Raw genomic sequence first — 19,262 nt, forward strand, 5'->3', positions numbered from 1 at the left:
GTTGAAATGATGAAGCTGAACGATGCAGCAGAATTCCGGTTTAATGAAGACAGATCATGCAGAGGAAAATGCAGAAGGTAAAATCTGACAATGGAAGAGGATGATTATTGACAATTCACTTTTTTAAAATTGAGAAATTTAGAGATTTGGAAATACTTTGATGAAATTTTAATCAGCTAAATTTTTCTTAAACCTCATCCCCGTGATGAGAGAACAAAGTTGGTTCGTAAAAACTTGTTCATATTTCCGAATCTCAAATCTCTTGATTTTTAATACAACACTAAAAAACTATGCAAGATTCATTAGTAGAATACGGAGCCCGAAGAGTAATCATTACGATTACGGCAATTCTTTGTGCTTTGCTTGAAATAGTGGATTCCACGATTGTAAACGTTGCCCTGAATGAAATGAAAGGGAATCTTGGAGCCACACTATCCGAAGTAGGATGGGTAATCACCGCATACGCCATCGGAAACGTAATTATTGTTCCGATGACGAGTTGGCTTTCCCAGCAGTTCGGGCGAAGAAACTATTTTGCGGCTTCCATCATTATATTTACCGTTTTCTCCTTTTTATGCGGAAATGCGACCAACATCTGGGAGCTTGTATTTTTCCGTCTTATGCAGGGAATCGGTGGGGGAGCGCTTCTGGTAACTTCACAAACCATCATCACGGAATCTTATCCGCTTGAAAAAAGAAGTATGGCACAGGCAATTTACGGACTTGGTGTAATTATCGGTCCTACATTGGGACCGCCGTTGGGAGGATATATTGTGGATAATTTCAGCTGGCCTTACATTTTCTACATCAATATTCCGATCGGGATTGCGGCAACCTTAATGACGCTTCAGTTTGTAAGAAGTCCGAAGTATGCCGAAAAACGTAAAGTTTCGGATGTAGACTGGATTGGAATTGCATTATTGGCAATTACCGTAGGCTCTTTACAGTTTATTCTGGAAAGAGGTCATGAAGAAGACTGGTTTGCCAGTGGAATGATTGTTTTCTTTACCGTAGCAGCCGTTTTAGGATTTATCCTTTTCCTCTGGAGAGAACTTACCTTTAAATATCCGATTGTAGAACTGCGAGTTCTGAAAAACGGAAACTTAAGAATCGGAACCGTGATGTCTTTCGTTTTAGGATTTGGTTTGTACGGCTCAACATTTATCGTTCCTTTGTATACCCAGAGTATTTTGGGTTGGACGGCGCTTCAGTCGGGTGCTTTAATGATTCCGGCGGCCTTAACAACCGCTTTCATGATGCCGATTATCGGAAGACTGCTTTCGAAAGGAGCCAAACAGCAGATTTTGGTTTCACTGGGATTATTCATCTTCTTTATCTACAGTTTCTGGGGATATAAAATATTAACTCCGGATACAGGAAAAAATGCCTTCTTCTGGATGCTGATTGTAAGAGGAGCCGGATTGGGTTTACTGTTTATTCCGATCACTTCGCTTTCTTTAAGTACATTGAAAGGGCAGGAAATCGGTCAGGGAGCTGCATTTACAGGAATGATGAGACAGCTTGGAGGTTCCTTCGGAATTGCTGCGATAACAACATTTATTGCCAATGCGAGTCAGAAATACAGGGTGAATCTTATTTCGCACCTCGACCAGACCGATTTTGCGGTACAGCAAAGGTTACAGGCTCTGAAAGGCAGTTTTATCGCAAAAGGAATGACTCCCGATGCCGCAATGAACGCCGCCTACAAAATGCTTGATCTTTCGGTAACGAAACAGGCAACCGTACTTTCTTACATGGATGTTTTTCTTTATCTTGGGGTAATCTTTCTTGTCTGTATTCCGTTCATCTTATTTATTAAGGAACGAAAGAGCAAAGAGAAGATTGATCTGAGTGGAGTGCATTAAACATTTTACTTACATAAACTAACCTCCTTTTGTGGAGGTTTTTTTTATGACTGATGAAAGTTGATATTACTTTTGAAATATGATGTTGAGACTGTCATTGGTTTTCTGAATTTGCTTATAAATTTTACTTAATTCGTTATCGTTAATTTTCGGAGAAACTTTTTTATTCTCTTTATGATGGCTTTCGAAGAACTGAATAAAATTGAATTTTTGAATTTCTTGTTTTGTGTAAAATAATTTAAAATTCCCATTTGTCTCTGAAGATATTTTCTTCATAAGTGCACTGTCTGCAGGTTTAGCTTTCATTTTTATAAATTGAAAATTTCCTTTCGAATCTATGGTTAAAGGCAATATTGTAAAATCCTTAGGAGTAATCATTGTGGTATGGATGGTAATATTATTCCTCTTTGCATCCTCCAGAGGAATTTCTAAAGGATATGATTGTATTGTTTCTTTTCCGTCGCTAAATAATATCATTGATCTATAATCAAATTCGCCAGATAAAGAATTGATCCCATTAAGCAAAGCATTGGAAAAATTAGTTCCGGGCTTTAATTTCATTATCCCCCTGTTTAATCCGTTTACAGCAGCAAATAGTTTATTTTTATCCTTTGTTAAAGGACATAGAATATAAGAATTACCTGCAAAAACAACAATTGAAAAGGCCTGATTTTCTTTTTTATGTTCAATTATATTTTTGGTTGTTTCTTTAAGAACCGAAATTCTGTCAGGTTCAAAATCCTTTGCAATCATTGTAAGTGAATTATCAACCAGAAGAGCTATATTTTGTTGAGGAACAGATGGGTTTTTAATTGGTTTTGATTCTTTTTTGCCGCAATATATTAACATAATAAAAATCAGAAGCGAAAGATATTTCATGGTTTCAATTAATTTATTTTGAGCCGAAAATACATATTTTTTAAAGTTAGAAAGAAATCTAACGATATAAAAATTTTCTCCTGCCATACAGTTGTCATTACTCGTGCTTATATTTGCACATAACTATCCACAAAAAATAACAACAATGAGTTATTGCGCGGCAATTGAAGGAATGCAGCCTGAAAGCAGGAGAGAACTGCACAAAAGATACCATGATAAGCATTACGGTTTTCCGATTCATGATGATAATGAGCTGTTCGGGAGACTGGTGATGGAAATCAATCAGGCAGGGCTGAGCTGGGAAACCATTCTCAAAAAAGAAGAAGGTTTCAGAAAGGCGTATGATGATTTTGACATTCAGAAAGTGGCTTCTTACGGTGAATCTGACCGTGAAAGACTGCTGAACGATTCTGGAATTATCAGGAATAAGCTGAAAGTAAATGCTGCCATAGAAAATGCAAAAACCATTGTAGAACTGCAGAAAGAATTCGGTTCTTTTGAAAAATGGCTGGAACATCATCATCCCAAAACATTGCCGGAATGGATGAAGCTTTTCAAAAAGACCTTCAAATTTACAGGCGGTGAAATCGTAAATGAATTCCTGATGAGCATCGGTTATCTCAAAGGCTCCCACGCAGAAAGCTGTCCCGTATATGATGAGGTTTTAAAACATGATCCGATGTGGAACAAACCGTAGTTTCAACAATTATCTATTGATTTATAAAGCTTCGATCTGGCTTTTGATTCTTTCAGAAAGCATATTGATGATTCTTTTATTAAAAGATTTGCTGTCGGAAAGATAGATCGTTATTTCTTCCGGAGTGAGCATCCCGATTGTCATTCCGATGAAGGTGTTTTTCAGGGCAATATCTTTTTGCAGGCTTTGTTCGGTGAAATTTATTTTCTGTTCGTTTTTCAGAGAAGTAAAATCTGACATTTTTCTCATTGCATAGTCTCTGAATATCTGGATGAAAATATCATTCTGTAATTTTAAAACAGGGCGAAGCACATTATTCTGAAATAATTCTGTTTCACTGCTGTTTTCAAATGTCGGAAGGGAAAGGTTTTCCCGAAGGTCTTTTTTGGTGGGCATATTCATTTCTTTAACGAAACGCAATTTAGCAATCATTTTTGAAAGATTTCTTGTAAAGTATGGATAGGAGAGAGAATCAACTCATTTTATAGAAGAAGCTGTTTCAGTTCGGAAACAGCCTCTTGTATTAAAAAGCGACAGAATAATAAATACAGAAGTTATTTTTTATTTCAAGGGAGCCTGCTTATTCTTCATTGCTATTTCGGTTTATTTTTCTTTTCCTGAAAGAAGTCCATCAGCAGACCTATGGAAATAATAGAACCTTGCCTGAAATTAATATCCGATTTTCCGTCTGTATATTTAAACATTGCCTTGAATCCTGTTTTTGGTATTTCAGCTCCCAATGTAATTGAATAATTTCCCTGTATCTTTCCGGAAGGATTTCTTTCTTTGCTGAAATCATAAAACGAGGTTGCTTCTACAATAATGGCATAATTGTTAAAAACAGGAATATAATAATATCCGTCGATATGTGCCATACCGGAGGTAAATGAAGTGATATCATTGGAATAATCATAATATCCTTTAATTCCTGCTGTTATCACTGGTTTCAGCCGTAACCGGTTGGATTCTGCTGTCGTAAGGTTTATGAGATTGGGAACAATCATATTTACTGATGCATCTGCAGCAACACGTTTATTGATGAAGCTCTGATCCGACTCATTTCCCAGTTTTACACTCAGCTGGTAAGGAAGTTTCCCGGAAAAATTCTCAAACAGAAAATTAGCAGGGTATATTTTTATATAGTTTAAAGAATCTTTGAAATTTGTACTTAATCTTGCATCCAGATTCCAATAGACAGGCATTCTCTTCGTATTTTCATTACAGCTCAGAAATCTTTTCCTGTTATAAGCATTCTGAAAACGGAGAGACAGAATGTAGTTTGTTTTAATTGAGTCCCTTCCCGGATTTACCCCAAAATCGACTTTATTCTCATGATAGTAAAAGTTGTTAAGAGAAGTAAGAAAATCTGTACGTTCATCTTCAGTAATTTTCAGTTCTTCATTAATTAGCGTGTTGATTATATCCGCTTTTATAATCCATATTCTTGAGGGATTTCCCCTTTCATCAAAGAGATTTATTCTCACATCCTTGTCAACTCTTATCGTAATCTGATTGTCATGATCTTTGTTTAAAAATCTGTCAAAAGTAGATGGTGTGAACCCTGTGATTTTAAATCCTACTGCATTTCCCGATAGCTGCCGTTTAACGGTCAGTGGGCAATCCAGTTTCTGATCAGCATACTGAAGAGAAAATACGGGCATTTCTGATGGATTGTTGAGCCAGTAATCGAAATTTATTGCATCACTCTCTTTCATTTCTAGCTGAATATCCAGATATACTGCGTTTTCTCCTTCTCCTTTATTAAAGGTAAGGCTGATTCCCTTGGGAACTGCAACAGTCTCTGTCTGTGCAGATAAACCTGACGGAATCATAAGTAAAGTGATAAATAAGAATAGATATTTCATGATAAAGTATCTGAAGTTATTAAAGATAAACGACTCTCTGGTTTTTTTTAATCCAGTTGATACAATCCTTTACAGTAGCCCAGTTATCAGTAGAATCCGGATTTAAGGCAATATCATAATAAGCCATGTGTGTAGTAGTTCCGTCATTCATAAAATAAGGAAGGGCATTTATTTTGCCTTTTAATGTAGACAGAAAAACATGCTTATGAAAATTATTCCATGCGGAAAAATTTGCTTCTTCCGGATTTTCCGGCAGATCTGCAATCGTTGCAAGACTTTCTAAAACTACGGTTTTAATCTTTTCTCTATTTAATAGTGCCATGATTATAAATTTTTTATGTTTTTATTACTGTAAATTTATAATATTGAAAGACGGGAGACAATTGCCCTTTAGGGTTAATTTTAAAGAAGCAGGAAATAATAATAAGCAATTGTTTACCCCACCGTTTTCGTATCCTCTTCATTCAGGATCTTTTTCTCTTTCATTGAAAGCATCATTCTTTCGCATTTGTATTTTTGCCAGTCGAAATTACTCAGGAAATCCAGAGCCGCAGAAAATCCGCGGTTGAAGAGCTCTTCCTTTTCTTCTCTTTGCATAAAGAAATTCAGCCAGTTGCTGGTTCCGCAGTTCACGGTCTGAATGCTGAAAAGATGATAAAACGTATGTTTGGTGAGAAACGTTTTGTCGTTAAAACCTTTTAAAGTATCAATAATATTGCCTGCAAAAGAAAGGGGAGATTTTAAAATTTCTGCGCTGGTCTTTCCTTTTTCAGACTGAATATCGGAGTCGCTCGTTAACTGTACGCCGAATAAAGGCATTCTCGGATAAAAAATATCAGTTGCGTGGAAAAGATCGATCGGAAAATTGGAAATACTTCCGCCATCAATAAAAACTCCGGCAGGGTTGATGTCTTCCTGTTTCGTATTCATCCAGAATCTCCATGCATATTTTACGGAATCATCATTTTTATCAATCTGCTTCTGAAAAGGTTCAAAAAAGAACGGAACCGACATCGAAGCTCTTACAAATTCAGCCGGACTGATCTTTTTCAGCTCTTCTTCCGACCAGTACAGATTCGCCATTGTGGGAAGCTCCACTTTTATTTTGGCGTTAATATCCGTTGTAATCACGATGTATTCCGATTTTAAGGAATAAAAAGGATCTTTTTTATAATATTCGTTGTTAACAACTCCGTCGTAGAATATTTTAAACCGGATTTCATCGATGTGTTCTTTGTTGTTCTGATGAATTTCTTCAATGCTTTCTAAGGCAATATTGTAATATTGTGTTTCGTTGCCATGACGGTAATTCAGGTTGAGGTCTCTGCCTTTTTTTACAAACTTGTCATTCAGCGCAGCCACTGTTTTAATGTCGAAAGCATCCAGAACATCTTTCATCTGATTCAGAAAAGTATTTCCGGGATTTAATCCTGAATTGGCTTTTTTCAGATCATTATATAACTTTCTCAGATACAGATAAGCAATAATGATCGGAATGATGGGAACCAGAAAAAGCAGTTTGGCTCTCAGCGTTGTTTCCGAAGAAATGGCAAAAGGCGCAATCACGAGAATCAGCATAATAATTCCTGCGATAATGGAATTGATCTTCAGGAAGTTTTTGTTATTCAGCATGGAATGGATGGTTGTTTTTACATACGGTTTTCCATCCATAAAGTCGGAGAAATTCCAGTTGAAGAGAATATCTTTAATCACTTCACTTTTAGCTTCTTCTTTGGTTTTACACGCGGCGATCAACATCGTATTAATCGCTCCGGCACTCGTTCCCGCTACTTTCAGAAAACGGATCCCGAAAATTTCCAGTCCGTACAGATAACCCACCAGTGCGCTTCCCCAGACTCCACCTCCTTCCTGCACAAATTCCACATACTGATTGCCTTCCGCATCCAGTAGATCAGAAAATTCTTTCGCCGAAATACGGTCGTGCAACGCGGAAAGTTTTTCTTTGGATTCTTTTGAGAGAACATTTTCCTCAAGAATTTTTTGCAGTATTTCAGGTTTCATGGCTTTTGTTTTTGGTTGTTTTTATTTTTTATTTGGGCGTGTCCCTCCGTTTTCCCTATCCAAACCTTATAGGTTTTTAAAACCTATAAGGTTTCCCCGCATCATCACTTCGGGTCGGGCTTCTGCAGGCTTCACTTCGTTCCGGTTTCAGCGCGGCGCGAAGCGCCGCGCTGAAACTCCTCCTTTCAGTCGGACCTTCCGTATCCCTCACGCGAACGCGGGAAATAAAATATGCCTCTTTTCACTGTCATTCCGACGGAAGGAGAAATCTAATGTTAAATGCTAAAAAACTTTTGGGAAAAGAATTAGCGTATTTAAATTTAACCGTTCTTCTTTTTCGATTTAAAATTAGTGATATTTAAAATATTCAGCCACAGTATTTTCACGATAATTAAAGCGGGAAAATTACCATTGTTTTCTTCGCGCGTAGATAAAGGTACAGATTACAACCAAAAGCATTAAGCCCAAAGTATAAAAGTAACCATGTTTCAGATGCAGTTCAGGAATATTGTCGAAATTCATTCCGTAAACTCCTGCAATAAAGGTGATAGGTAAAAAATACACCGAGTAAATTGCCAGAACTTTCATCACTTGGTTGGCTTTTTGATCCGAAAGAGCAAGAAACATCCCGATAAGGTTGGTGATCTGTGCGTTAAGATGATCGAAATCTGCAACAACGTCCTTGTGTTTGTCTTTTAAATCATACGCTTCAGAATCCTGAAGTCCGAGTAATTTAAATTTATCGATGGCATCTGTGGAAATCGTAAGCACTCTTGAATTCAGCCCCGATTTTCTTTTCAGCTTGTATAACCTTTTAATCTGGTTCGTATGGTTGGTATTTTTAAGAAAAATTTCGTTTTCGATATTGTCCATCGTTTCCAGAAGACTTACCGATTCATCATCAAAACTTTTCATGATGAGCAGTGCGATTTTCAACGCGATATTTCTGGACGTGGTTTCGGTTTTCATGGCAGAAAGCTGTTTCTTGGTTTCTGCAATGCTCTTCGTTTTCATCCTGTGAATTGTGATGATCGTTCTTCCCAGAATAAAAATCCCAATTTTCGTACTGATGTCGCTGATCGTGTTGAGGTTTTTGCGTTCCAGCTCGGTACTTTCCCGCAGAAGGAAGAATTTTACCTCTCCGTCCTCTTCATATTTCGGTAAGTGATTGGGATCTAAGGTATCTTCCAGAAGAAGATTATTGATTTCGTACCGTTCGTGTAAAAATTTCAGGTCTTCCGCTGTGGGAGCCTCTACATCCACCCATTCGCACTGGGAATCTCTGTAAATCGTGTCAATTGGCATGCCGTAAAAATATAATATTTTGAAATACTATGTCTTAAATAAGTTTATCTTTGTCAAAATTAAAAAACTATATGATTAAAAGTACAATAAAAGGAATCGGATTTTATGTTCCAGATAACGTTGTTACCAATGATGATCTAGCAAAATTAATGACCACCAATGACGAATGGATCACGGAAAGGACGGGGATAAAAGAAAGAAGACACCGTAAAAACAGGAACGATTCTCAGGAAACGACAGCTTATTTAGGTTTTAAAGCTTCCGAAAAAGCGATTGCCAATGCGGGTTTAACGGCTAAAGATATAGATTATATTGTTTTTGCAACCCTTTCTCCGGATTACTATTTCCCGGGATGCGGTGTTCTGCTGCAGGATATGCTTGGCTGCGATACCATTGGCGCTTTGGATGTAAGAAACCAGTGTTCCGGTTTTGTATATGCAACGAGTGTGGCAAATGCCTTCATTAAATCCGGAACATATAAAAATATTTTGGTGGTCGGTGCGGAAGTGCATTCTTTCGGGCTTGATTTCTCGGATGAAGGAAGAGGCGTTTCCGTTATTTTCGGCGATGGGGCAGGAGCGATTGTATTGTCGGCAACAGAAGATGAAAACGCAGGAGATATTTTAGCATTCAACATGCATTCTGAAGGGAAATTTGCAGATGAATTATGCACCCAGTTTCCGGGTTCCAAATACGGATGGAGCGACAGGATGAGAAAAGAGCCTGAAAATGTAACGAACAAAGAAGTTTACCCGATCATGAATGGAAATTTCGTGTTTAAAAATGCAGTAACGAGATTCCCTGAAACCATGCAGGAAGCTTTGGATAAAGCAGGAAAAACAATTGACGATGTAGATATGTTTATTCCGCATCAGGCGAATTTAAGAATTGCCCAGTTTGTTCAGCAGAAATTTGGACTTCCGGACGAAAAGGTTTTCAATAACATCCAGAAATACGGAAATACAACGGCAGCTTCTATCCCGATTGCTTTAAGCGAAGCGATTGAGCAAGGGAAAATAAAAAGAGGAGATTTGGTGCTTCTTTCAGCCTTTGGAAGTGGCTTCACCTGGGGAAGTGTTTTGTTTGAATATTAATAACTACGAGAGACAGCTTGTATTTACATAAATGTTTTTTTGAGGGGGATTTATTGAAAAATGATTAATAAATTAGCTTTTATTTTTAATGATTTTTTATTATTTAACGAAAATTAATAAAAAAATTGAAAATAAAATGTTTTTTTTGATTTTATTATACATACCTTAGTAGAAGTTAATAACCTAACTTACCCACCAATGAAAAAAATATTTTTAACAGGGATAACGCTTATCCCTTTATTACATTCTGCTCAAATAGGTATCGGAATAGAAAATCCCTCCTCAACTTTTGATATTGCAGCTAAAAATGCAACAGGAACCGCAACTAATGTTGACGGAATACTGATCCCAAGAATTGATAGGCAAAGAGCCCAGAGCATGACGGGAGTGCCTACGTCAACTTTAGTGTATATCAATAGTATTGCTACAGGAACACAAACGGCATCTGCCGTCAATATTGATAATACCGGATTTTATTATTATGATGGTACAGTATGGTCTAAATTAAGTACACCTCTGAATATTTATAATTCTAACGGGACACTATCCGCTAACAGAATTGTAACAACAGCAGGAAACTCACTTTCTTTTGTGAACGGAACTAATAATGTGGGAATAGGAACTACGGGGATTCAGGGTATTGTTTCAGCAGCAGGATCTTCAAGAGGAGCATTTCAGGCAACCGGCGGTACAGCAGTTTTAAATATGTTTATAGATAACAACTCTGCTGCTCAGATAACGACATCAGGAACCAGCACAGGTATAAATTTGAATGCAATTTCTGCCAATCCTGTAAATATTCTTACCAATAATACCAATAGAATAACGGTAACCGGAGCAGGAAATACAGGGATAGGAACCCAAACGCCGCAGAAGCTTCTGCATGTTAATGGTTCCTTACAGGTTACCAATGAATTAAATGTAGGGGGCGATGGCTCTACGGCAGGAAGTGCAGGAACTTCCGGACAAGTTCTCACTTCAGGCGGAACAGGATCGGCTCCTGTATGGAAAACCTTGAATACAGTATCCGGAACTGTTTCTTCTGCCAATTATGTGCAGGGAACCACTGCTCTTACAATTAATCAGGGGAATACTGCAGATGTACCGGGAGTTACTATTAGTTTAATCGTTCCGGCAGGCGTAACGCAGACTTTTTTATTTACAATTTTAGGATATGCTGTAAATGTTTCTACTGCGGCAGGGCAGGCTACACAAGGGGTATTTAGTTTGCTTCAGAATGGTACAAAAATTTCTTCGGCTTATACATCATCGGGAGATGGAGGAAGTTTGGTTAATTTACCTGCTCCAACTACATTTTTAAAATCAGTAACACTTTCTGCCGGAACATATATCTTTAAAGTTCAATATTCTTCATGGTCCGGAAACCAGAATGTGAATTTCGTTCCTTCGGGATATGCAGGTTACAATGGCGATACAGAGGCAATGCTGACAAAAATGCAGGTGCTGGTTTATAATAATTAATTTGAAAGAAAATAGGAAAGAAATCCGCAGAACAGTCTGCGGATTTTGTTTTTTATGATAGACCTGTTAAAACTTTATGACTGTCCGTAATTTGCCATCATTGAAAAACCTTTGTGGATTTTGCGAAGCATGATGAAATGAAGAATCTTCTGAAAGTTCAGCCGTTTCGGCTGTCCGGATTTATCGTTCTTTTCGGTTTTGCGTTTTCTCGGTCCGAGACGGAGCCAAACTGTTTGGGTTTACACTTTCTCGGAGCGAGACAGTGTGTTTCTCTTTCAGGCTGAACTTTCTCGGAACGAGAAAGCAAGAACTTGTTTGGGTTTTGGTATTCTCGGGTAGAGAATGCTTCTCCCTATTTTTCTTTCAGCATTTTTTCGATCAGTTTATTCTGCATTTCCATAAGTTGGCTGATCTGCTGCTGATTATTAATTACATTTTTTAATAAATCTTCTGAAACGTTGTTAACAATACCATTTGAATTATTAAAATTATTTACCAACATTCCATTATTATTTTCAATATCATTAATAAACGTATCTCCTTCCAAAAAATACTGAGGTTCTACTTTAAAGAACTCAGCCACTTTCTGCATAAAAATAAAGTCTAATTTTTCAATGCTCCCATTTTCAATTTTGCTGAGATAGCTTTGGGAAACTTCAAGCTGAAAAGCCAGATCTTCCTGAGACATTTCTTTCTGTTCTCTAAGTTTTTTTATTTTAAAGCCAACACTGTTATTCATAATTATGGAAATTGAACTGTAAATATACTGTTTTTGGGAGAAAAAATTTATTCCAAACGGAATTGTATTTTATTCTGTTTGGAATAGACGATTAGGGAATGAGATTTTATTTTTGAAAAAAGTTTCGCGAAATACTTTTGATGTAAAAAAATGTTTAATTTTAAATTTCAAATCAAATGAAAAAAATTATTTTATTGGCAGCTTTTGGAGTTGCCGGCTTGGTAAATGCAAAAAACGCAGAAGAAACAAAACCTGCTAAAGAAACAGAAAAAGAGAAAAAAGAAGTTATTCAGAAAAAAAACACGAATGAATCTTCTAAAGCAGAATCTAAAACATTACAATATAATTGTATAGAATACTCAATGTATATTCCCTGTTTAGATATGTTTCTTGACGATCAGGTTTGCTACGGTTCAGGAACGTGTGTTTCAACATGGGATGATGCATGGAATTGTATGACCACAAATGGGACATTGGCAACAAAATTCTTTTGTGGATAAACAATAATAATTTGTAAATAGAAAGTCTCAGTCAGTTTTATACTGAGACTTTATTAAATTTTTAAAACATGATGAGATTATTATTTTTAGTTCTGATATTTTTAGGGAATATTTTATATTCTCAGGAATTGGAAAATTCAAATATTAAATGTACCTATTTGACTAAATTTTTAATAGACACAACAGATGCAAACAGTCAAAAAGAAGAAATGACGAGTCTGTGGATAGGTAAGAAATCTTCTATTTTCAAAAGCGATCAAAAGGCAATTTATGATTCTTTGGCGAAGGAATCAACGAAGAATAGTATCAAAAATCCAATAAACGGAAGAATTATTATTGATTTTTCTAAAATTCCAAAAGCTTATTTTAATCCGGAAGTATTTAAATCTGAAAATAAATTAGAGATTTACGATAAGATTTTTAATGCAACGTATGCTTTTGAAGCAGATCAAAAAATTGATTGGAAATTAGAAGATGATACTAAAATAATAAGTACTTATAAATGCAGAAAAGCAGTAGGAAAATATAGAAATAAAAATATTACCGCGTGGTATACGGAAGAAGTTCCTGTTTCTGAAGGACCTTATACTTTTAAAGGATTACCCAGATTGGTAATTGAAGCTTATGACGATAAAGACTATTTTCACTTTACCTTAATTAAACTTAAAAATATCAGTGAGTTGATAGTGCCTATCAGAAACATCATTGAAACAGATTATCAGAAGTTTTCTAAAAAAAGAGCAGATTTTCAAAATGATCCTGTAGGAGTTTTTTTTATGGCAACCGGAAGAACTTTAACCAAAGAACAAAAAGAATGGGTGGAAAAAAGACACAGAAAAGATAATAATCATCTGGATTAAAATTCTGATTTATGTTCATAAAAAAAGGTTGTCCATTTTAAGACAACCTTTTTATTTTTTACTGAATATTCAAACTCTTCAGCAGTTTCTCCGTATCAGAAGAATCCTGTCCTGTCTTTTTTGCCAGTTCGATGGATTTTTCAGCCCACAGTTTGGCGTTTTTCTTGTCGCCGGTTTTGTTGTAAAGATTGGCTAAAGTATCGGTATTCGCGAAGTTTTCGTCTTTCTTTACAGATTCCTGCGCCCAGACTAATGCCTTTTCCAAAGATGCTTTGTTGCTTACATTTTCAAAGAAATTCCATGCAAGAGAATTCAGTTCTTCGGAGCTTAATGCAGAAGTGTCCTGGTTCAGTTCAAGCGTCAGTTTTTCGTATTTGGCAAAGTCTTTATCTCTTAAAGCTCTTGAAGCCTGTGCTTTTTTCAGGATTTTTTCTGCTTCTTCTTTAGACAAAAATTTCTGAGCTTCCGTCAGGAAATAATTGTCGTCCCACGTTTTCGACTGTGCGTTGTAAGATTTTTTAAAGACACTGCTGATCTTGATATTTTTGTCAATCGCTTCATACTTTTCAGGAGTAATAACCTTTGAGATTTCATCCTTTTTTGCCTGAAAAATTTTGTACATCGGGCTGTCCGGATTCTGTGCAACGGAAAGCAACATCTGAACATCTTCTCTGTCCAGTTCTCTTTTCGAACTGAAATAACGCTCCATTACTCTTCCTGTAAATTCAGCATCATTATACATCGTAAGAGAAGCAAGGTTTTTCAGAAACTCAGGATCTTTTTCGCCGTCTTCGAATTTTTGTTTCAGTGCGGTTAATCTTTTGTTTGGATCTCCTGCATCTTTTGCAAACTGGATGAAGTCGTTTTCTTCCACATATCCTAAAGTTCTGTGTACCAGTTCTCCGTTTCCGTCTACGAAAAGGTAAGTAGGGAAGGCTTTTACGTTGTATTTTTTGGCAATTTCTATTCCTTCGCCTTTCTCCATATCAATTTTTGCATTGATGAAGTGTGAGTTGTAATAATCTCCTACGGTTTTCTGTGGGAAAATATTTTTAGCCATCAGTTTACAAGGTCCGCACCAGGTGGTGTATGCGTCGATAAATACAAGTTTATTTTCTTTTTTTGCTTTAGCAAGAACGGCTGTAAAGTTGGATTCCTCAAATTTTATTCCCTGCGCGAGAGCAAACGCTCCGATGAATAAGGCAGAAACTATCGATAGTTTTTTCATAAATACTTTTTATTGGTTGCAAATGTAATAATTATGTTAATAAATAAGTCTTTTAAGGAGAGAAATAGTTACAACGTTGTTTTGATTATTTTTTTAATTTCAGGTTAAAACAGGAACGGATATCTTATTAAAAACAGTAAATATTTTCGTTTTACCTATCGAATTAATTGGAAGTATTAAATTTTATTAAAAAATAAATTATTCTTAGTTTTGTGAAAAACAAAAAGACACCCCATGAAAATGATGAATTATTATAACAAGGATAATAATTTGTTGAAGTATGTCTAATAGTTTCCACCAGTTTTTATTACTACTGGTCAATATTTTTCCGGTTACCATACATGAGCATCATGAAACAATAAATGTTGCAAAGAATGTTGCAATTATTGTTTTATGTTCTGCATTAATAGGATTATTTCTTCATTTCAGATCCAAACAGAAAAAGCAGCTTGCAAGAATCAGGAATATCCTGAGAAACCATCGGCAGGCTTTTGTTGCGGATGGAGATCTCCCTCCTGAGAATCCTTACAAAGATTTTATCAATATTTCCGTAGAAGAAATTCATCGCAGCGAGAATGAAAAAGACAGAAAAAAAGCAGAATCTCCGATGACTTCCGAAACCGAAGCCAAACTTCTGGAACTCCTGAATGATTTTGAAAAGGGAACTTCCTTCACGAATAAAAATATGTCTCTTTCCTTTCTTGCAGGAGAATTAAATACCAATACGAAGTATCTTTCGCACCTCATCAACCGCCATAAAAATTCAGATTTTAAAACATACATCAATCGTTTACGGATAAATTACATCGTCGATAAGCTTATTAATGACGAAAAATACCGTCAATATAAGATCAGCATCCTCGCTGAAGAGTGCGGATTTTCTTCTCACAGCAAGTTTGCCTCCGTTTTTAAACAGATGACAGATCATTCGCCTTCCGTATATATTAAATTATTAGATTTTGAAAATCAGGAGGATAATATTTTTGGTTTTCGTGAAAATGATCAGTTACGATAATGGGTTTCTTTTCATTTTCCTGAAAACAGATAACCTTTCTTTTCTCAGAAACTATTGGGTGCATTATATTTGCGCCAGTTTTACGGGATAGCTGTTACTACTGCAGTTATCAGAATTTTTTTCGGAAAAATAAAGCCGTACTGCTGCACCTAAACACTAAAACTAATAATGCCGCTAGCAATGTTGTAAAATATGTAACCGATATTTTGCACCAAACCATGAAACATTAACTAGTAACGAATTAAACGGATGAGAACAATTTTTACAGTCGTTATGGCTACTGTAGGATCTAATTTTGCGCTTTCGCAGATCGGGATCAATACAGCTAATCCTATAACGAGTTTGGATGTAGTCGCCAAAAACAGCGATGGCTCCACTGCGGAGGGTATTTTGCCGCCGAGATTAACAGGAGATCAGCTGAGAGCGGGAGATTTCAGATATTCAAGCGCACACGCCGGAACTATAGTGTATGTAACATCACCGGTAACTTCAATCACTTCAAAAACCAACAGGGTAGATTCTCAGGGATTGTATTATTTTGATGGTACAATCTGGCAGAAACTCATGCTTGGTGATGAAAAATCATTAAACAGCAAGAACATCGGGGATATTAAAACTTCTGTAAAAAAGACAGATCACGCAGGTTGGTATCTTTTGGACGGAAGAAGTATTTCTGTACTTTCACCTGCGAGCCAGACAGCAGCGGCAAGTTTAGGATTCACGGATAATCTGCCGGATTCCAGAGACCGGGTTTTAAAATCCAGAGCCAACGGAGAAGTTCTAGGCACAACAGGAGGCGAAAACCATTTCGGAATTCTGCAGTCTAATCTACCGAATATCACCCTTTTCGGACCTGTAAACGGCGTTGCACAAAGTGCGGGATCTCATACCCATTCTTCCACAGAAGGCGGTTTTTTGCTGGGCGGAACTACCGTTAACAACAGTTCAGGAGGTTATGTTCCAGATGGAGGATCAACAGCATGGGGCGGTATCGGAATGCTGAACAATACAGCACCTGCAGGAGCGCATATGCATACTGTGGCAGGAACAGCAACCATTTCTACAGGAGGCGGAGGAAAATCTATCGACAACCGGTCTGCTTATCTGGTGGTGAATACGTTTATTTATCTGGGAGAATAATCTTCCTAACAATACAATCGGGGTGATTGCCCGGTTTTTTTCAGTCAAGTTTTTTTAAGTACAAAACCGCAGATTTCCGCGGTTTTGTTTTTTTATTTCATTTTTGTTGAATCTGAAGCAGTTTTTGTACTGTCTGAAGGTGTTGTATTTTCTGAATTAGCAACGGCAGAATCTCCCATTCTGTTTCTTAAAGAATCTTTATTGTGTTCTTCTTTAAATTCTTCCCTGTTTTCTTTTTTGTCGGCACAGCTTCCTAAAAGGAGCAATCCTAAAATGGCGGAAATCCATAATTTTTTCATAGTAAATTTTTAATGTTTAGTGTATATCAAATATAATGATTTAAAAAGTAAAAAGTAAAAAGTAAAAAGTAAAAAGTAAAAAGTAAAAAGAAACTTTTAAAATTCTGATACAAATAATCCTCAGAATATTTTCCGAGGATTATTAGACTGTACCTTAAATGTTGTTGTTATTTAATAGTGTTAGCTGAATCCATTTTCATCTTCATGCTGTCAGGATTTGTTCTCGCGGTAGACATTGTGTCTGTTGTGGCAGGTGCTGCAGTTCTTGTATTATCTGCTCTTACAGAATCTGAGTTGGTTGTCGACATGGAAGATTCTTTCGTACCGCAGCTTACTGCAAAAATTCCGACTGTTGCCATTAACAATAACTTTTTCATAATATTTTATTTTTGGTGTGAATAGGTTATTTACAGTTCAAGAATTGTTCCGATAAGGTAATATGAATATTAAAGTATCAATAAAATCAATTAAATTTTGTTAATAAATTATTTTGGTACAGGATTTAAATAAATAAAACAGCCCCGAAACCGAAATTCCGGGGCTGTTTTGATATAAGAACAACAATTAGGTATTGTTCATTAATGATTATCCTAAATATGGATATTTGTAATCTTTAGGAGATACAAAAGTTTCTTTGATAGATCTTACAGAAGTCCATCTCAATAAGTTCATTTTAGAACCTGCTTTATCATTTGTTCCTGAAGCTCTGCCGCCACCGAAAGGCTGCTGACCAACAACGGCTCCTGTAGGTTTATCGTTGATGTAGAAGTTTCCGGATGCATTTTCCAATGCTTTGAATGCTTCATTTACCGCATATCTGTCCTGTGCGAAAACAGACCCCGTTAAAGAATATGGTGAAGAAGAATCTACCAACTGTAAAGTTTCAGCCCATTTTGCATCTTCATAAACATAAACAGATAAGATTGGCCCGAAGATTTCCTCAACCATACTTTCGTACTGAGGATTTGTAGTTTCAATAACAGTAGGGTGTACAAACCAGCCTTTAGAATCGTCTGTTTTACCGCCGATTACAACGTTTGCTTCATCTGAAGCATTCGCTCTTTCAATATATCCTTTACATTTTTCGAAAGAATTTTTGTCAATTACTGCATTTACAAAGTTAGAAGGATCTTCAGGAGAACCGATTTTGATGGAAGCGATCTGAGTTTCCATTACTTTTTTCACATCTGCCCAAAGAGACTGAGGAATATACGCTCTTGAAGCCGCAGAACATTTCTGTCCCTGATATTCGAAAGCTCCTCTTACTAAAGCAGTTGCCACTGCTTCTACGTTTGCAGAAGGATGCGCAATTACGAAATCTTTCCCTCCGGTTTCTCCAACAATTCTTGGATATGTTCTGTAATTATGAATATTGTCTCCGATCATTTTCCACATTCCCTGGAACACTTTTGTAGAACCTGTAAAGTGAAGCCCTGCAAAATCTCTGTGTGCCAAAACTTTCTCAGCCGTTTCTTTTCCATCCGTGAAGATCATGTTGATAACCCCTTTTGGAAGACCTGCTTCCGTAAGAACATCCATGATTACTTTTGCGGAATAAACCTGTTTATCAGAAGGCTTCCAAACCACTACGTTTCCAAGCATTGCCATACAGGTCGGTAAATTTCCTGAAATCGCTGTAAAGTTGAAAGGAGTTACCGCAAAACAGAATCCTTCCAATGGTCTGTATTCCACTCTGTTCCAGATTCCTGCGTCAGAAACCGGCTGTTCAGAATACATTTCCGTCATAAATTCTACGTTGAATCTTAAGAAATCAATGAATTCACAAGCAGAATCAATTTCAGCCTGATGAACATTTTTAGACTGTCCGATCATCGTTGCTGCATTAATAACGTCTCTGTAAGGTCCTGCCAAAAGATCAGCCGCTTTTAAGAAAATGGCAGCACGGTGTTCCCATCCAAGCTCGTTCCATTCTTTTTTCGCAGCCAGCGCAGCGTTTATCGCATCATCTACATGCTGCATGGTTCCTCTGTGATAAAATCCGAAATTGTGCGCATGATCCTGAGGCGACTGAAGCTGAACTTTATCTCCTGTTTTTACTTCTTCACCATTGATGATCATTGGGATTTCGATCTTTTCTGCCCACATTTTTTTGTACTGGGCGATCAGACTTTTTACTTCCGGAGTTCCCGGTGCATACGAATTTACGGGCTCGTTTACTGCAAATGGTACTTGCGAAATTGCTTTAGACATATTAGTTGTATATTTTTTATTTGCTAATGATACAAATTTACAACAATTTATTTTAGGGCAA

The 19,262-nt window shown here is 36.7% G+C and carries 19 protein-coding genes; 8 read left to right on the top strand and 11 right to left on the bottom strand.

The annotated features are described in order from the left end of the window. The first annotated feature begins 290 nt into the window (after positions 1–290). Complete coding sequence (locus AC52CF_RS06185) at positions 291–1,865, top strand: DHA2 family efflux MFS transporter permease subunit (protein ID WP_214590387.1); 1,575 nt, start codon at positions 291–293, stop codon at positions 1,863–1,865. Between the two features lie 66 nt (positions 1,866–1,931). On the opposite strand, the gene AC52CF_RS06190 is transcribed toward AC52CF_RS06185, so the two are convergent. Further along, the gene (locus AC52CF_RS06190) at positions 1,932–2,831 is read right to left on the bottom strand and encodes a vWA domain-containing protein (protein WP_375181533.1); all 900 of its coding nucleotides are present in this window, start codon (positions 2,829–2,831) and stop codon (positions 1,932–1,934) included. A 58-nt stretch (positions 2,832–2,889) separates the two neighbouring features. Between AC52CF_RS06190 and AC52CF_RS06195 the strand changes: the two genes are divergently transcribed. After that, positions 2,890–3,441 (top strand): DNA-3-methyladenine glycosylase I, encoded by a 552-nt coding sequence (locus AC52CF_RS06195; RefSeq protein WP_375191083.1) that lies wholly within the window; start codon positions 2,890–2,892, stop codon positions 3,439–3,441. A 21-nt stretch (positions 3,442–3,462) separates the two neighbouring features. Here AC52CF_RS06195 and AC52CF_RS06200 read toward each other — a convergent pair whose 3' ends face one another. The 5 genes from AC52CF_RS06200 to AC52CF_RS06220 form a co-directional block, all read right to left on the bottom strand. Next, on the bottom strand, positions 3,463–3,873 hold the full coding sequence (locus tag AC52CF_RS06200) for a glyoxalase (protein ID WP_250902173.1): 411 nt from the start codon (positions 3,871–3,873) through the stop codon (positions 3,463–3,465). 161 nt (positions 3,874–4,034) lie between these two features. Further along, the gene (locus AC52CF_RS06205; RefSeq protein WP_214590384.1) at positions 4,035–5,306 is read right to left on the bottom strand and encodes a hypothetical protein; all 1,272 of its coding nucleotides are present in this window, start codon (positions 5,304–5,306) and stop codon (positions 4,035–4,037) included. 19 nt (positions 5,307–5,325) lie between these two features. Continuing rightward, on the bottom strand, positions 5,326–5,628 hold the full coding sequence (locus AC52CF_RS06210; RefSeq protein ID WP_214590383.1) for a hypothetical protein: 303 nt from the start codon (positions 5,626–5,628) through the stop codon (positions 5,326–5,328). A gap of 113 nt (positions 5,629–5,741) precedes the next feature. Next, positions 5,742–7,328 carry a patatin-like phospholipase family protein gene (locus AC52CF_RS06215; RefSeq protein ID WP_214590382.1) on the bottom strand — a complete coding sequence of 529 codons (1,587 nt, stop codon included), beginning with the start codon at positions 7,326–7,328 and terminating at the stop codon, positions 5,742–5,744. A gap of 405 nt (positions 7,329–7,733) precedes the next feature. Further along, positions 7,734–8,633 (bottom strand): magnesium transporter CorA family protein, encoded by a 900-nt coding sequence (locus AC52CF_RS06220; RefSeq protein ID WP_214590381.1) that lies wholly within the window; start codon positions 8,631–8,633, stop codon positions 7,734–7,736. 71 nt (positions 8,634–8,704) lie between these two features. Here AC52CF_RS06220 and AC52CF_RS06225 point away from each other — a divergent pair, with 71 nt between their 5' ends. Beyond that, on the top strand, positions 8,705–9,727 hold the full coding sequence (locus tag AC52CF_RS06225; RefSeq protein WP_087711319.1) for a 3-oxoacyl-ACP synthase III family protein: 1,023 nt from the start codon (positions 8,705–8,707) through the stop codon (positions 9,725–9,727). Between the two features lie 198 nt (positions 9,728–9,925). Further along, positions 9,926–11,209: a phage tail-like protein gene (locus AC52CF_RS06230; protein ID WP_290261057.1), complete on the top strand. Its 1,284-nt coding sequence runs from the start codon at positions 9,926–9,928 to the stop codon at positions 11,207–11,209. 352 nt (positions 11,210–11,561) lie between these two features. On the opposite strand, the gene AC52CF_RS06235 is transcribed toward AC52CF_RS06230, so the two are convergent. Next, positions 11,562–11,948: a helix-turn-helix domain-containing protein gene (locus tag AC52CF_RS06235; RefSeq protein ID WP_235130061.1), complete on the bottom strand. Its 387-nt coding sequence runs from the start codon at positions 11,946–11,948 to the stop codon at positions 11,562–11,564. Between the two features lie 176 nt (positions 11,949–12,124). On the opposite strand from AC52CF_RS06235, the gene AC52CF_RS06240 reads away from it, so the two are divergent. Together AC52CF_RS06240 and AC52CF_RS06245 are read left to right on the top strand one after the other, a co-directional pair. Next, on the top strand, positions 12,125–12,448 hold the full coding sequence (locus tag AC52CF_RS06240) for a hypothetical protein (protein ID WP_235130062.1): 324 nt from the start codon (positions 12,125–12,127) through the stop codon (positions 12,446–12,448). 68 nt (positions 12,449–12,516) lie between these two features. After that, positions 12,517–13,308 carry a GLPGLI family protein gene (locus tag AC52CF_RS06245; RefSeq protein ID WP_496517950.1) on the top strand — a complete coding sequence of 264 codons (792 nt, stop codon included), beginning with the start codon at positions 12,517–12,519 and terminating at the stop codon, positions 13,306–13,308. A 58-nt stretch (positions 13,309–13,366) separates the two neighbouring features. Here the strand turns inward: AC52CF_RS06245 and AC52CF_RS06250 are convergent, their stop codons facing one another. Next, the gene (locus AC52CF_RS06250; protein ID WP_290261030.1) at positions 13,367–14,536 is read right to left on the bottom strand and encodes a thioredoxin family protein; all 1,170 of its coding nucleotides are present in this window, start codon (positions 14,534–14,536) and stop codon (positions 13,367–13,369) included. 280 nt (positions 14,537–14,816) lie between these two features. Here AC52CF_RS06250 and AC52CF_RS06255 point away from each other — a divergent pair, with 280 nt between their 5' ends. Then, positions 14,817–15,551, top strand: a complete 735-nt coding sequence (locus AC52CF_RS06255; protein WP_496517951.1) for a helix-turn-helix domain-containing protein — start codon at positions 14,817–14,819, stop codon at positions 15,549–15,551. 249 nt (positions 15,552–15,800) lie between these two features. Next, positions 15,801–16,691: a phage tail-like protein gene (locus AC52CF_RS06260; RefSeq protein ID WP_214590376.1), complete on the top strand. Its 891-nt coding sequence runs from the start codon at positions 15,801–15,803 to the stop codon at positions 16,689–16,691. Between the two features lie 92 nt (positions 16,692–16,783). Here AC52CF_RS06260 and AC52CF_RS06265 read toward each other — a convergent pair whose 3' ends face one another. The 3 genes from AC52CF_RS06265 to pruA form a co-directional block, all read right to left on the bottom strand. Next, positions 16,784–16,990, bottom strand: a complete 207-nt coding sequence (locus AC52CF_RS06265) for a hypothetical protein (RefSeq protein ID WP_496517952.1) — start codon at positions 16,988–16,990, stop codon at positions 16,784–16,786. Between the two features lie 167 nt (positions 16,991–17,157). Continuing rightward, positions 17,158–17,367 (bottom strand): cytochrome C551, encoded by a 210-nt coding sequence (locus AC52CF_RS06270; protein WP_214590374.1) that lies wholly within the window; start codon positions 17,365–17,367, stop codon positions 17,158–17,160. Between the two features lie 208 nt (positions 17,368–17,575). After that, positions 17,576–19,201 carry an L-glutamate gamma-semialdehyde dehydrogenase gene (gene pruA / locus AC52CF_RS06275; protein ID WP_214590373.1) on the bottom strand — a complete coding sequence of 542 codons (1,626 nt, stop codon included), beginning with the start codon at positions 19,199–19,201 and terminating at the stop codon, positions 17,576–17,578. Between the last annotated feature and the right edge of the window lie 61 nt (positions 19,202–19,262).

This window comes from Chryseobacterium sp. 2P (genome assembly GCF_059579425.1).